The organism is Patiriisocius sp. 208BN25-11 (assembly GCF_058147145.1).
On the sequence record NZ_JBYVJY010000110.1, the window covers coordinates 1 to 242 of the forward strand.

General features: G+C 46.7%; 1 protein-coding gene. It reads right to left on the reverse strand.

The window, feature by feature from the left end:
* Positions 1–136: 136 nt before the first annotated feature.
* Positions 137–242: MnmC family methyltransferase (locus ACY2RS_RS15770; protein WP_490099607.1), on the reverse strand; the 106-nt coding region annotated here is incomplete at its 5' end.

Consider the following 242-nt stretch of genomic DNA (forward strand, 5'->3'; position numbering starts at 1 on the left):
CTGCGAAAACACGTTACTAGTTTGACGGTTTTGTAGCCCGCAGCATTTATTTCATGAATGCTGCGAAAGCACTTTACTAGTTTGACGGTTTTGTAGCCCGCAGCATTTATTGCATGAATGCTGCGAAAACACTTTACTAGTTTGACGGTTTTGTAGCCCGCAGCATTTCCCTTTTCCCGGTAGGGCCTGGGAGTCTTTCTACGGTAAAACCAACTGCTTGCATGGCGCGTCTTACGCTTCCT